General features: G+C 49.7%; 12 protein-coding genes and 1 riboswitch. All 12 genes read left to right on the top strand.

From position 1 onward, the window contains the following. Window positions 1-4 precede the first annotated feature (4 nt). On the top strand, window positions 5-988 hold the full coding sequence (locus KTH90_RS04825) for an aldo/keto reductase (RefSeq protein WP_158349950.1): 984 nt from the start codon (window positions 5-7) through the stop codon (window positions 986-988). A gap of 51 nt (window positions 989-1,039) precedes the next feature. Beyond that, window positions 1,040-1,537 carry an ureidoglycolate lyase gene (locus tag KTH90_RS04820; RefSeq protein WP_158349949.1) on the top strand — a complete coding sequence of 166 codons (498 nt, stop codon included), beginning with the start codon at window positions 1,040-1,042 and terminating at the stop codon, window positions 1,535-1,537. A 9-nt stretch (window positions 1,538-1,546) separates the two neighbouring features. Continuing rightward, window positions 1,547-2,392 carry a glycyl-radical enzyme activating protein gene (locus KTH90_RS04815; protein WP_238726351.1) on the top strand — a complete coding sequence of 282 codons (846 nt, stop codon included), beginning with the start codon at window positions 1,547-1,549 and terminating at the stop codon, window positions 2,390-2,392. Window positions 2,393-2,479: 87 nt separating this feature from the next. Beyond that, on the top strand, window positions 2,480-4,561 hold the full coding sequence (locus KTH90_RS04810) for a pyruvate formate lyase family protein (protein ID WP_238726350.1): 2,082 nt from the start codon (window positions 2,480-2,482) through the stop codon (window positions 4,559-4,561). Next, window positions 4,558-5,412 (top strand): sugar phosphate isomerase/epimerase family protein, encoded by an 855-nt coding sequence (locus KTH90_RS04805; protein ID WP_158349946.1) that lies wholly within the window; start codon window positions 4,558-4,560, stop codon window positions 5,410-5,412. Before KTH90_RS04810 ends, KTH90_RS04805 begins: the two co-directional genes overlap by 4 nt. A 130-nt stretch (window positions 5,413-5,542) precedes the next feature. Next, on the top strand, window positions 5,543-6,529 hold the full coding sequence (locus KTH90_RS04800) for an SMP-30/gluconolactonase/LRE family protein (RefSeq protein WP_158349945.1): 987 nt from the start codon (window positions 5,543-5,545) through the stop codon (window positions 6,527-6,529). A gap of 25 nt (window positions 6,530-6,554) precedes the next feature. Next, the gene (locus KTH90_RS04795) at window positions 6,555-7,838 is read left to right on the top strand and encodes an MFS transporter (RefSeq protein WP_238726349.1); all 1,284 of its coding nucleotides are present in this window, start codon (window positions 6,555-6,557) and stop codon (window positions 7,836-7,838) included. Between the two features lie 227 nt (window positions 7,839-8,065). Further along, window positions 8,066-8,138: riboswitch (Fluoride riboswitch) on the top strand. Window positions 8,139-8,414: 276 nt separating this feature from the next. Continuing rightward, window positions 8,415-9,602, top strand: coding sequence for a cation:proton antiporter (locus KTH90_RS04790; protein WP_238726348.1), 1,188 nt, complete (start codon window positions 8,415-8,417; stop codon window positions 9,600-9,602). A gap of 100 nt (window positions 9,603-9,702) precedes the next feature. Continuing rightward, window positions 9,703-10,407 (top strand): phosphoribosylaminoimidazolesuccinocarboxamide synthase, encoded by a 705-nt coding sequence (gene purC, locus KTH90_RS04785; RefSeq protein ID WP_158349942.1) that lies wholly within the window; start codon window positions 9,703-9,705, stop codon window positions 10,405-10,407. Window positions 10,408-10,422: 15 nt separating this feature from the next. After that, on the top strand, window positions 10,423-11,874 hold the full coding sequence (gene purF, locus KTH90_RS04780) for an amidophosphoribosyltransferase (protein ID WP_158349941.1): 1,452 nt from the start codon (window positions 10,423-10,425) through the stop codon (window positions 11,872-11,874). A gap of 50 nt (window positions 11,875-11,924) precedes the next feature. After that, a complete protein-coding gene (gene purB / locus KTH90_RS04775) occupies window positions 11,925-13,358 on the top strand; it encodes an adenylosuccinate lyase (protein WP_158349940.1) in 1,434 nt (477 codons plus the stop codon). A gap of 21 nt (window positions 13,359-13,379) precedes the next feature. Beyond that, window positions 13,380-13,514, top strand: a complete 135-nt coding sequence (locus KTH90_RS24840) for a hypothetical protein (protein ID WP_275061313.1) — start codon at window positions 13,380-13,382, stop codon at window positions 13,512-13,514. The last annotated feature ends 575 nt before the right edge of the window (window positions 13,515-14,089 follow it).

Below are 14,089 nucleotides of genomic sequence, written 5' to 3'. Positions count from 1 at the left end.
ATAGATGATCGCGGGAAACCGTTATGAAAATATGTCTTATGTGAAATGCGGTGACAGCGGCCTGTATCTGCCGAAGCTTTGTCTGGGTATCTGGAATAATTTCGGGAAAGCCTACCCTTACGAGAACAGCAGGGAAATGATTCTGACCGCTTTTAATCTGGGAATCAATCATATCGATGCGGCAAATAACTACGGGCCGCCTCCGGGAAGTGCAGAAGAGGTACTGGGAGAAGTTCTGAAGCGGGACCTGAAGGGTTACCGGGATGAGCTGGTGATTACCACCAAGGCCGGATATGAGATGTGGGATGGCCCTTATGGAAACTGGGGTTCCAGAAAATCCCTGATGGCCAGCTTAGATCAGAGTCTTAGACGGATGCAGTTAGACTATGTGGACATCTTTTATCATCACAGGCGGGATGAGAATACACCGTTAGAAGAGACGATGGGCGCGCTTGCCGATATTGTCCGGCAGGGGAAAGCGCTGTATGTGGGAGTCAGTAATTATAATGCGGAGGATACAAGGAAAGCTTCCCGGATGCTTAAGGATATGGGTGTAAAACTGCTGATCCATCAGCCCAGGTATAATATGTTCTGCCGTATTCCGGAGGAAGGCCTCTTCGATGTGCTGAAACAGGAAGGGATCGGTTCCGTGGCATTCTGCCCGCTGGAACAGGGATTACTGACCACTAAATATATCGCCGGGATTCCCAAAGGATCCAGGGCTGACAATCAGAACTGCCCGTTCTTAAATGGAGCGGACATCACGGCGGAAGTCCTGGATAAGGTCATACGGTTAAACGAAATGGCAAAGGAACGCGGGCAGTCTCTGCCACAGATGGCTTTGGCCTGGGACGTCAGGGAGGGCGGAGTCACATCCGTATTATTGGGTGCCAGCCGTAAGGAACAGATTATTGAAAATGTGAAAATGCTGGAGAACCAGAAGTTCACTGCCGATGAGCTGGCCAGAATCGATGAGATTCTGGGGTAGGATTCTGCAGGATTATTCTGTGGATAAGGCAGGATAGAAAGAAGGAGCGAAATGAAATCGGTTAAAGTAAAATCATTGACATTAGACAGCTTTTATAAATTCGGAAGCTATGCAAAAGTTCTGAATCCTGACACACCGCACCTGGGCACAGAGGAAGATCCAGTTTGCTTTTACCGGGATATCATGCAGATTGAGGCTGGGGGTCAGGTTTCGATCTCCGCGGGGGTGGCACTCCCAGGAGAGAAGAAAGTTAAGATCATGGAGTACCATACCCATACAGGAGAGGCTTTTATGATGCTGGACGGCGATGTGGTGATGGCGTTCGCACCGGCTTCGGCGGATGAACAGATCCCGCTTAATGAATTGGAGGCGTTCTACATTCCCAGCGGCGTTATGATCTGGATTCGGGCGGGAGTATGGCATTATGCGCAGATGCCGGTGGAAGATAAACCGGTGACTTCGATCGTGCTGCTGCCGGAACGGACTTATTTTAATGACTGCCATAAAGTGGAGATCCCGGAAGAAGAGCATCGGATTCTGGAATTATAAAAGAACATAATGAACGGGATTATTTTTGATATCAAAGAGTTTGCTGTATTTGACGGGCCTGGGATACGTACCACTGTCTTTCTCAAAGGCTGCCCGCTTCAATGTATGTGGTGTCATAATCCGGAGGGCATGAGCTTTGCGCCGGAACGGATGACCAGTCCCAATGGCTGCCTGCATTGCGGACGGTGTATACAGGTATGCCCTTCTCCTTCAAAATGCCTGGTTTGTGGTAAATGCATAGAAGTCTGCCCCATGCGCCTTCGGAAAATTTGCGGGACAGCTGTGACACCTGAGGAACTGGCAGGCCGGCTTCTGAAAGACCGGGAATTCCTTTTGAAAAATGAAGGCGGTGTGACTTTCTCCGGCGGGGAACCACTTGCCCAGCCGGAATTTTTGGAAGCGTGTATCCGTGAGTTAAACGGTCTGCATACATGTGTGGAAACCAGTGGATTTTGCGAAAGGGAACAGTTCAGAAAGATCGTCGGGATGCTGCAGTTTGTAATCATGGATATCAAGCTGGTGGACGATGACAGGCACCGCTATTATACCGGTGTCAGCAACCGGAAGATTCTGGCTAACCTGGAACAGCTTAAAACAGGAGATACTCCATATATGATACGGATCCCATTGATACCAGGAGTCAATGATACGGAAGAAAATATGGAGCAGACAGCCGCTCTTCTTACAAACGCCGGTCCGCTGGTCCGGGTGGAACTGCTCCCCTATCATAAGACAGCGGGCGCAAAATACGGCATGGTGGGAAAAAACTATCAGCCTGAATTTCAGACGGAACAGAAGCCGCAATATCATATGGACCCATTTGAAAAAAGAGGAATTCCCTATAAGATTATGTAACAAGATACGGCCTTATACCTACACATGGACATGTAATAGTAAGCACCTATGACATCAGACAGCCAGAAGCAAGAAAGGAGGTACTTTATGACAGAAAATATCAGGAATCAGCTGGATTATTTTATACGGAATAAGGAACATCACACATTCCGCCAGCAGAAAGAAGATCCGTTCCGCCTGGCCGGAGAATTTGAAAAGGCAGGATATTCAGATCTGGAGCGGGTAGTACGGCGTTTTTCCTATGTATTGGAAAAGGAACAGCCGGTGGTCTATCCTTTCGAACGAATCGCGATGATCCGTACGGTAGTGACGCTGCCGGAAATACATACTCCGAAAGAACAGGAAACGATTGGCAGAGAGCACTATATCCACGAGCAGGGCAAAGTCTGCAATATCAACCCCTGCTATGCAAAGGTAATCGGAACCGGTCTTTTAAAGAAACAGGAAGAAATTCAGACAGAAATGAAAAAAAGGGAGCCGGCGGAAGGTCAGAAGGAGCAGGAGGAGTATACCTATCTGGAAGCAATGCTCCGTATGACAGACGAGATGCTCTTATTTGCCGGGCGTTATCGGGAGGCGGCAGAGAAAGCCGGGAACTTAAAAGTTGCGGAGACTTTCCGCAGAATTCCGGCCCAGGCCGCCCAAAGCTTTGAAGAAGCGCTTCAGTTCTTCCGGTTCCTTCACTACTGTCTGTGGTGTACCTTTAATTACCACAATACGATCGGAAGGTTTGACCAGTACATGTATCCGTATTTGAAGAGAGATCTGGAGAACGGGATTCTCTCCAAAGAGGAGGCATTTGAACTGCTGGAGGAATTCTTTATCAGCTTCAACCGGGACAGCGATCTGTACACCGGAATGCAGCAGGGGGACAATGGACAGAGCATGGTACTGGGGGGCTGTGCCCAGGACGGGAGCGACTGCTATAATCTCCTGTCAGATCTGTGTATGGATGCCAGCCTGGAATTAAAGCTGATCGATCCGAAGATCAATCTGCGGGTACATAAGAATACGCCGCTGGCCTTATATGAAAAAGGAACCCGGATGACCAAACAGGGACTGGGATTTCCCCAGTATTCCAATGATGATGTGGTCATACCGGCCCTTCTGCGCTGGGGGTATGAACCGGAGGACGCTTACCAGTATGTAGTGGCAGCCTGCTGGGAATTCATCATACCCGGGAAAGGTATGGATATTCCCAATATCGACGGCCTCTCTTTTGCGGATGTAGTAGTAAAATCCCTGCCTTTATTGACGGAATGTACGGAGTTTGAAGACTTTATACAGGTGGTTCATGAGAAGATCCGGGCACAGTGTGTGCAGATGGTTTCTAAATATAAAAACCTGTACCTGGAACCGTCTCCGGTGATGTCGCTGATGATGGAGGGATGTATTTCACAGGCGAAGGATATTTCTCTGGGAAATAAATATAACAACTTCGGGATCCATGGCAGCGGCCTGTCTACCGCAGTGGATTCCCTGGCTGCCGTAAAACGGTTTGTCTACGACGAGCAGAGTGTGGAAAAACAGGAACTGCTGGATGCATTGGCGCAGGATTACAAAGGCCACGAGCTGCTGCTGAACCGGCTGCGCTATGAAGGACCCAAGATGGGGAATGATGAGGAAGACCCTGATCGAATCGCTTCCCGCCTGCTGGCCTGGTTTGCTGAGGCGCTGGAAGGCTGTACGAATGAACGGGGCGGTATCTATCGGGCGGGAACGGGATCCGCCATGTATTATATCTGGCAGTCAGAGGATCTTCCGGCTACACCGGACGGACGCCGGGCGGGGGAAGCCTTCGCCTGTAACTATTCTCCGAGCTTGTTCTGCCGGCTGAAAGGGCCGGTGTCCCTGGTCAAATCCTTTAGCAAACCGGATCTGAAACTGACGGCCAACGGAGGCCCCCTGACCATCGAGCTGCACGATACGGTATTCAAAACCGGGGAGAGTATCCGAAAAGTAGCCATGCTGGTCAAATCCTTCCTGGATATGGGCGGGCATCAGATGCAGATCAACGCGGTGAACAAGGATACACTGCTGGATGCAAAAAAACATCCGAAGGATTACCAGAACCTGATCGTGCGGGTCTGGGGCTGGAGCGGATATTTTGTGGAACTGGATGAAGTATATCAGGATCACATTATAGAACGGATGGAATTGACATTATGAGACTGGGTGGAGCGATATTTAAACCATACACCAACGGATACGAATGGGCAGAGAGAATCCGGGAAAAAGAGTACACGGCAGCTATCTGTCCGCTGGATGCTAACGCTTCGGATGCTGTGATCGAAGAATATAAAAAAGCAGCTGCGGAGGCGGATATCGTGATCGGTGAAGTAGGGGTCTGGAATAACCCGATGCATCCGGACCCGCATACCAGAAAAGAAGCGGTTGAATTTGCCAAAAGGCAGCTGCTGCTGGCGGAGAAAATCGGGGCCAGATGCTGTGTAAATATCACGGGTACCTATAACCCGGATGTCTGGTATGGGCCTCATCCGGAGAATTTTACCAGGAAAGCCTTTGACGAAATCGTGCGGACCACACGGGAAATTATCGACGCGGTAGGGCCGGTTAAGACGTTCTATACCTTTGAACCTTCCGCCTGGCTGTATCCGGACAGCATCGAAACATACCTGGAGCTTTTGGACGCGGTAAACCGCCCGGCGCTGGCCGTGCACTGGGATCCGGTAAATATGATGTACAGCCCCAGGAATTACTATCGAAATGCCGGGTTCCTGGCAGAATGTGTACAGAAGCTGGGGCCTTACATCAAGAGCTGCCATATAAAAGATCTGTATATGGATGAGCGGTTTACCCTCTATGTGGAAGAACGGATGTCCGGTGATGGGATTCTGGACTATCCGGCGTTGATCCGGGAACTGGACCGGCTGGATCCCGATATGCCGGCTTTTGTGGAGCACATGGAGACCGAGGAGGAATATGACCGGGCCAGTGCTTATGTGAAAGCAGTGATGGCACAGGTGGCAGCGGAGAGAGAGAATAGGCAAAGCAGCTGAAGCGGGGGGAATGAAATAAGTTCCCCAAAGAGGTAAGTTCCAAAATGAAGGTGAGCACCCAATAGGGGTAAACACCAAAATGGGATATATTCCATAAACTTGTAAGTTCCTAAAGGAGGTAATTTTTATTATGAAACAACCTAAATTATTTACTATCCTGCCTGACTATGTGTGTACGCCCGACGGCATGGAGATCGACCGGGAAGGGAATCTGATCCTGTCCTGCCCCAACTACGCGGATGACAGTTTTAAGGGCTGCGTGGTAAAGATTGACAAAGACAAAAATATTACTAAGTGGTTTGACGTACCAGTTCATCCCGAGACCGGAATCGCACGGAATATGGGAATCGCCTTTGATGCAGACTATAACCTGTATGTCTGTGATAATCAGGGATGGTCGGGAAAAGAAGAACTGGCATTCAAGGGCCGGGTATTAAAACTGATCGTCGATCAGGACGGGGTGAAAAGCTGGAAGGTAGTGGCGGAAGGGATGGAGCATCCCAACGGTATCCGGATTCGAGGCAATTATATGTATGTTACCCAGAGCCAGTTAAGTAAGGTAGAGGATCCCAGCGGCCATCTGGTCAGCTGCGTGTACCGCTTTGGCCTGGAGGAAGAAAATATCCACATCACCAATACCCTGGAAGATGATCACATATTCACCACCTTTGTGACGGACAATGAAGACTGCCAGTACGGCGCGGACGGTATCGTATTCGGAAAAGATGGGAATCTGTATGTGGGTAACTTCGGTGACGGAGCCGTACACCGGATTACATTTGCCCCGGACGGATCCGCCGCTTCAAATGAAGTGTTCGCAAAAGATCCGGAAAATCTCACCTCCACCGACGGGATGATCTGTGATGAGGAAGGAAACCTATATATCGCTGATTTCTCCGCCAACGCTATCGCCAAGGTATATCCGGACGGACGTGTGGAGCGCATCGCCCAGAGCCCGGACTGCGACGGACTGGACGGCGGTCTGGACCAGCCGGGAGAACCGATTATCTGGGAAGGCCGGATCGTGGCATCCTGTTTTGATCTGGTAACCGATGAGGGAAAGGTAAATACGCAGCACGAGATGCCTGCGACAATGTCAGAACTGGATCTTAACTGATTTGACTTATGATAGGATTGATGACATGAACATAAAGCAATCGGAGAAGTTCAGTTACGGCCTGGGGGACTTCGCCAGCAATGGCCTGTTTCTATTTGTTTCTTCCTATTTAATGTACTATTTTTCCGATGTTGTCTGCCTGGATCTGACTGTGATCAGCCGGATCCTCATAGCCGGCCGTATCGTAGATGCGGTGGCAAGCCTGCTGATGGGGTTCGTTGTAGACCGGACCCGATCACCTATGGGACGCTGCCGGCCATATCTCCTGTGCGGGATATGGCCCGTCAGTGTTCTTTTCGTACTGCTTTTCGGAATGCCGGAGTTGTCCGCCAGCCTGAGGGGGTTCTACGGAGGAACGCTGTATGTGGCATTCTGTCTGGTATATGCGGTAATGAACGTCCCATTTTCGACGCTCATGTCGTTGATGACAGCGGATGCCGGAGAGCGGGTGCAATTCAATAAATACAAATGCCTGGGCTCCAATATAGGCGGGGTATTTGTCACCGGTACCACAATGCTGTTCGTAACCCACCTGGCCGGAAACCAGCGCCAGGGTTTTTTGCGTACGACTATGCTGTTCGCTGTCCTGTTTACCGTTTTTATGCTGATCTGTTTTTTCAATACGAAAGAAAGGATACGGCCTGACGGACCAGAAAATAATCCGGATATCCGAAAGGCAATGAGCTCACTCAAACAAAATAAACCGTGGTTGTTATACTGCGCGATCCAGTTCTGTCAGCTCACCTTTATGATGATCCGGCAGGAAGCCACTGTATACTATGCCAAATATTATTTGGGCCGGACCGAGCTAAGCTCCGCCCTTCTCACTTTCACGCCAATCGCCGCCGTCCTGTCCGCTTTTCTCATGCCCTATGCCAAAAGTAAATGGGGCGCACGGACGTGTGTCCTGTTCGGCAATGGGCTGAGCCTCATGTCGATCCTGTGTACTGCACTGTGCCGCCAGAACTGGCTGGGTAACCTGATCTTCTGCCTTCTGTCCGCGTTGGGCTTCTCCATCGGTACAGGTCTGGTATTCGTCATCCTGACCGACACCATAGACTATGGAGAGCGCCTTACCGGCCAGCGGCCACAGGGCATCATGACGTCCATCCTGTCTTTTGTCCAGAAGATGGGGATGGCCGTATCGGGAATTATCTGCACTCAGATTTTGTCTTTTGCAGGGTATGTTCCGGACGCGGCGCCTACTGGGGCGGTGATGACTGCGATTCAGGTGATATTTCTGCTTATTCCGGGGGTACTGGCTTTGGCGGGAGTGGTTTTGGCATGGGTGTATCCGCTGAGGGATTGAGCTGGGAAGGGCCGGGACTGAGTCGGACCGAGGCGCGGGGAACGGGGAATCCGGGAAGGCAGGCAGCCGGTGGCAGGCCGGGGCCGGGAAAAATCCGCCGGGCTTGGGGGCGGTGGGCTTGTGCCGGCTGCTGCTAAACAAAAGTGGAACGGGAGATCCAGGCTGAATAGGAGGCTGAGAATAGGAGGAAGATGGAATTGACAAAGTTTGATACTTGTGTTAAGATGACAAAAATAGGGAATGAGGTTCTCCCTTGGCGATAAGCCTAAACCGCTATATGCTGATGACTTCTGTGATGACGCAGGAGATTATCAGTTTTTTTGTTGTCAATAAGGAAGATTAGTAGAGATCACTTGTTGAGAACATTTGTCTGCATTTGAATGTAGAAGGCCGATAACTTCTGTAATGACGGAAGGGATTGGCCTTTTGTATTGAACAGGGAAATGTGTTCAGTTGGATTCAAATCTTCCGAGAGATTACACAGTGGGGAAGGAGGATATCACTGCCGGGGTCTGGTGTAGATCTTAAAGGAAATGAAATCGATGATTTAATAACTTTTAACTGGGAGGATTTTTTATGTTACTTAGTTTAGCTCTGATTTTTTTGTGCGGCCTTTTACTGGGGTCTGTTTTTGAAAAATTGAAATTGCCCAGATTGCTGGGAATGCTGCTGGTCGGTATATTGTTGGGGCCCCATGTACTCGATCTGTTGGATGGTTCCATTCTTTCCATTTCTTCGGAAGTGAGGGAAATAGCCCTGATTATAATATTGGTGAAGGCCGGACTTTCGCTGGACATCAATGACTTAAAAAAGGTAGGCCGTCCGGCAGTAATGATGTGTTTTGTTCCGGCCACCCTGGAAATTATCGCTTTCCTGATTTTCGGACCGGCGCTTCTGCATGTCTCGCTTCTGGAGGCGGGGATTATCGGAGCAGTTATGGGGGCGGTATCCCCGGCGGTTATTGTTCCGAAAATGTCGAAAATGATAGACGAGGGATGGGGGACGGATAAAGGAATCCCCCAGATGATTATCGCCGGTTCTTCTGCGGACGATGTATATGTAATCGTGATCTTTACCGCCCTCGTTTCCCTGGCCGGCGGGGGGAGCGCCTCGGTTATGGATTTTGTACAGATACCCATATCAATTATACTTGGAATCGTACTGGGTGTCATAACCGGACTGGGAATGGTGAAGCTGTTCCAAAGTTTTCATATGCGGGATTCCGTCAAGGTCCTGATTATCCTAAGCGTCTCATTTTTATTCGTGACCTTAGAGAATATGCTGGAAAACATCGTATCCGTCTCCGGCCTCCTGGCTGTCATGAGCATGGGCATGATGATATACAACCGCTACGATCAATTGGCAAAACGCATATCCGGCAAATTCTCCAAGCTCTGGGTGGCTGCCGAAATAATCCTCTTTGTTTTGGTAGGAGCGACAGTAGATATTCAATATGCCGCAAAAGCCGGGGTGATGGTGGTCGTCATGCTGTTGATCGGGCTGGCCTTCCGCCTGTTCGGTACCTGGCTATGTGTAATCAAAACCGCGCTGAACCGAAAAGAACGCCTTTTCTGCCTGCTGGCACAGCTGCCCAAAGCAACCGTGCAGGCCGCCATCGGAGGTGTCCCACTGGCCAAAGGACTCGCCTGCGGTAACATTGTATTAACAGTCGCTGTGGTTTCGATCCTCATATCGGCCCCCATAGGAGCATTTATGATAGACAAGACCTACAAAAAATTCCTGAATGGTCCCTCAGCATCCTAAAACAGACCCACGCAAAATCAGTTGCTTTTACAAGAACGTTGGTATATAATGCTCTTGTTAAAAACAAAAGATTCTTTGAGAGGAAATGGTGGAAAGCGGAATGAAAAAAACGGATTTACTCTATGAGGGCAAGGCAAAAAAAGTGTACTGCACGGATGTTTCCGATGTGCTGATCGTGGATTATAAGGACGATGCAACTGCTTTTAACGGGGAAAAGAAGGGGACGATTGTCGGAAAAGGTGTGGTAAATAACCGAATGACAAACCATGTTTTTCAGATTCTGGAAAAAGAGGGAGTACCCACTCATTTTATTGAAGAATTAAGTGACCGGGAGACAGCGGTTAAAAAAGTGGAGATCGTGCCGCTGGAAGTTATTGTAAGAAATGTGGCAGCCGGCAGCTTTTCCAAAAAACTGGGAATCGAAGAGGGCACCAGGCTTCTGGCACCGACTCTTGAATTCAGCTACAAGAACGACGAGCTGGGCGATCCTATGATTAATGATTTTTATGCCATTGCGATCGGAGCGGCGACCAGGGAAGAGATTGACCGGATCACCGAGCTGGTTTTCAAAGTGAATGCGGTTTTAATAGATTATTTTGCCAAAGCTGATATCGAGCTGATTGACTTCAAAGTAGAATTCGGTAGATATAAAGGAGAAATCATTCTTGCAGATGAAATTTCACCGGATACCTGTAGACTCTGGGATGCGAAGACTCATGAGAAATTGGATAAGGACCGTTTCCGCCGGGATCTTGGAAATGTAGAAGAAGCTTATGAGGAAGTATTCCGCCGGTTAGGACTGTAAGGAGAATTTCAATCTATGGAAAGAAACGGTATATACGAGCAGACAGATATTTCCGATAAATTAAGAGAGGAATGCGGAGTCTTCGGGATCTATGATTTCGATGGAAACGACATCGCTTCCACCATTTATTATGGGCTGTTCGCCCTGCAGCACCGGGGCCAGGAGAGCTGTGGTATCGCGGTCAGTGAGACCAGCGGACCCAAGGGCAAGGTCAGTTCCTACAAAGGAATGGGACTGGTCAATGAAGTATTCACCCATGAGGCCCTGGAGGGGATGAAGGGTGATATCGGTGTGGGACATGTCCGGTATTCCACCGCGGGAAGCAGTACCCGGGAAAATGCCCAGCCGCTGGTTTTGAATTATGTCAAGGGAACGCTTGCGCTTGCGCATAACGGAAACCTGATCAATGCGCCGGAACTTCGAAGAGAGTTAGAATACACCGGAGCGATCTTTCAGACAACCATCGATTCCGAGGTTATCGCCTATCATATCGCGCGCGAGCGGATTCACAGCGCGTCTGTCGAGGAAGCGGTTACCCGGGCCATGAAGAAGATCAAGGGAGCGTATTCACTGATTGTGATGAGCCCCAGAAAGCTGATTGGTGCCAGGGACCCGTTCGGATTTAAACCACTTTGTATTGGAAAACGGGATCATGCTTATATCATAGCTTCCGAGTCCTGCGCGTTGGAGACGGTGGGAGCTGAGTTTGTGCGGGATGTTCTGCCAGGAGAGGTCGTTACGATCACACCGGACGGCGGTATTGTCTCGGATGTAAGCCTCTGTCAGCCGAAGGCTAAGGAAGCCCGCTGCATCTTTGAATATATTTATTTTGCCAGACCGGATACCCATTTTGACGGAATGAGTGTCTATGGTTCCAGAATGTTAGCGGGCAGATATCTGGCTATGGATTCCGCGGTGGAAGCAGATCTGGTGGTCGGTGTGCCGGAATCCGGGAATGCGGCGGCTCTGGGTTATTCGCTGGAGTCCGGTATTCCGTTCGGAACGGCTTTCGTAAAAAATGGATATGTGGGCCGTACCTTTATAAAACCCAAGCAGAGCAACCGGGAATCCAGCGTCCGGATTAAACTGAATGTGCTGTCCGAAGCGGTAAAGGGGAAGCGGGTCATTATGATCGATGATTCCATCGTCCGGGGGACTACCTGTGACCGGATCGTGGGGATGTTAAAAGAGGCAGGAGCCACGGAGGTGCATGTACGGGTCAGTTCCCCCCCTTTCCTGTACGAGTGTTACTTTGGAACGGATATTCCCTCCAGAGAGCAGCTGATCGCTTATAACCGGACCATTGAGGAAATACGGGATCTGATCGGCGCGGATTCGCTGGATTACTTAAGGGTGGAGCGTCTGCCTGAGCTGGTGGAAGACCGCCCCATCTGTACCGGATGCTTTACCGGTCAATATCCGCTGGATCCTCCCACGGAGGACATCCGCGGCGAGTATGTGGAATAAACGGGAATGAATCATAATTAAATAAAGTTATGTAAACAGGAGGATGTCGAATGTCTACAGACAGATACCAAAGCCCTTTGTCTGAGCGCTATGCCAGCAAAGAGATGCAGTATATATTTTCACCGGATATGAAATTCAGGACCTGGAGGAAGCTCTGGATCGCGCTTGCCCAGACCGAGCAGGAGCTTGGGTTAAATATTACGGATGAACAAATAGAAGAGTTAAAGGCTCATCAGGACGACATTAATTACGAGGTGGCGAAGGAACGGGAAAATGTGGTGCGCCACGATGTGATGTCCCATGTATATGCGTACGGGGTGCAGTGTCCGAAAGCAAAGGGGATCATTCATCTGGGAGCGACCTCCTGCTATGTGGGAGACAACACGGATATTATAGTAATGAAAGAAGCACTGCTGTTAGTGCGCACAAAGCTGGTGAATGTGATCGCTGAGCTGGCTAAATTTGCGGATGAATATAAGGCGCTGCCGACTCTTGGATTTACCCATTTCCAGCCTGCCCAGCCGACGACAGTGGGAAAACGGGCGACGCTCTGGATGCAGGAGTTCCTGCTGGATCTGGAAGACCTGAATCATGTGATCGATACGCTTAAGCTGCTGGGTTCGAAAGGCACTACCGGTACGCAGGCCAGCTTTTTGGAGCTGTTTAACGGAGATCACAGCACCGTCGAAAAGCTGGATCCCATGATCGCAGCCAAATTAGGTTTCCGGGACTGTTATCCGGTGTCCGGTCAGACCTATTCCAGAAAAGTGGATACCCGGATACTGAATGTGCTGGCAGGAATAGCGGCCAGCGCGCACAAGTTCTCCAATGACATCCGCCTGCTGCAGCACATGAAAGAAGTGGAAGAGCCCTTTGAGAAAACCCAGATCGGCTCTTCGGCCATGGCTTATAAAAGAAATCCCATGCGCAGCGAACGGATCGCCTCACTGTCCCGGTATGTGATGGCCGACGCGCTGAATCCGGCGATGACGTCCTCGGTTCAGTGGTTTGAGAGGACACTGGATGATTCCGCCAATAAGCGTCTGTCTGTGCCGGAAGGATTCCTGGCGGTTGACGGGATCCTGGATCTGTGCCTGAACGTAGTGGATGGCCTGGTGGTGTATCCGAAGGTCATTGAAAAGCATCTGCTGGCGGAACTGCCCTTCATGGCTACGGAAAATATCATGATGGATGCGGTGAAGGCCGGCGGGGACCGGCAGGAACTCCATGAGAAGATCCGCACCCTCTCCATGGAGGCAGGACGGAATGTGAAGGAAAAGGGGCTGGAGAATAATCTGCTGGAATTGATCGCAGCCGACCCCTCCTTTAACCTGTCGCTGGAAGAACTGCAAAAATCCATGGATCCGTCCAGATATACGGGATGCGCGAAAGAGCAGGTGGAAGCGTTCTTAAGCCAGGCGGTACAGCCGCTGCTGGAGCGGTATAAAGAGCTGCTGGGGCTGAAGGCGGAGATAAACGTGTAAATACTTCTGGTGTCCCACGAGATGGCAAAGAGTGGCAGCAGATCCCGGATCTGGATAGCCAAGGACGCCATAAAGGAGCTGGAAAAGCTGTTGCAGACAGAAGGGCGGCGCAGACTGATATCCAGTGATTCAAAGATGGGACAGGATATCAGTTAAAATCCAGAATCAGATGACCAAAATGTATATGGGCAGAGTACATGGCATAGTAAAAGTGTGCAATGTATTCTGCCTGTTTTTATGTCGCGTGTGTCCAGCGAAGCTGGACCACACTAGCCGTTGTAAGTCCGGTCACGGTAATCGCCAGTGAGCCGTGTAGCCAAACAGCAGTGAAAATGAATGTTAACAGCAGACAAGTATGCGGGCACTGGACTGGTACATTATATGCACCTTTGCGAGATGTGAGGGAGAACCTCATGCACGGTTTGATGAGGGGAAAGAGGGCTTATACCCTCTAACCTACTCTACCGGTATGAAGCATCCCATATTATAGATACACTTTTAGAAAGATAATTAGGAAAAGTGATCCTACAATGAAGCAGCTTGTGAATAAATGTATTTCATAAAAGAATGGGAAAAGGTCATAATATTGGATATTATATTCTCACAACATGCGGAAAATACAGTATCCAAACAAGAATATATGCGAATACTGATACAATTTCCACAAAGATTCCAACCCTACGGCTTATGATTTTAACGCTTTAATCAGATGAAATCATAAAAAGAACCGG

The organism is Diplocloster modestus, assembly GCF_019042245.1.
GTDB classification, from domain to species: Bacteria; Bacillota; Clostridia; order Lachnospirales; family Lachnospiraceae; genus Diplocloster; species Diplocloster modestus.
Note: the sequence above shows the minus strand (reverse complement) of the source record. Positions and strands in the feature narration are given on the sequence as shown.

Coding starts and splice junctions, on each gene's coding strand:
- KTH90_RS24840 (WP_275061313.1), top strand. CDS start 13,380: ATGGCAAAGAGTGGCAGCAGATCCCGGATCTGGATAGCCAAGGACGCC.
- purF (WP_158349941.1), top strand. CDS start 10,423: ATGGAAAGAAACGGTATATACGAGCAGACAGATATTTCCGATAAATTA.
- KTH90_RS04820 (WP_158349949.1), top strand. CDS start 1,040: ATGAAATCGGTTAAAGTAAAATCATTGACATTAGACAGCTTTTATAAA.
- purC (WP_158349942.1), top strand. CDS start 9,703: ATGAAAAAAACGGATTTACTCTATGAGGGCAAGGCAAAAAAAGTGTAC.
- purB (WP_158349940.1), top strand. CDS start 11,925: ATGTCTACAGACAGATACCAAAGCCCTTTGTCTGAGCGCTATGCCAGC.
- KTH90_RS04790 (WP_238726348.1), top strand. CDS start 8,415: ATGTTACTTAGTTTAGCTCTGATTTTTTTGTGCGGCCTTTTACTGGGG.
- KTH90_RS04805 (WP_158349946.1), top strand. CDS start 4,558: ATGAGACTGGGTGGAGCGATATTTAAACCATACACCAACGGATACGAA.
- KTH90_RS04815 (WP_238726351.1), top strand. CDS start 1,547: ATGAACGGGATTATTTTTGATATCAAAGAGTTTGCTGTATTTGACGGG.
- KTH90_RS04810 (WP_238726350.1), top strand. CDS start 2,480: ATGACAGAAAATATCAGGAATCAGCTGGATTATTTTATACGGAATAAG.
- KTH90_RS04795 (WP_238726349.1), top strand. CDS start 6,555: ATGAACATAAAGCAATCGGAGAAGTTCAGTTACGGCCTGGGGGACTTC.
- KTH90_RS04800 (WP_158349945.1), top strand. CDS start 5,543: ATGAAACAACCTAAATTATTTACTATCCTGCCTGACTATGTGTGTACG.
- KTH90_RS04825 (WP_158349950.1), top strand. CDS start 5: ATGATCGCGGGAAACCGTTATGAAAATATGTCTTATGTGAAATGCGGT.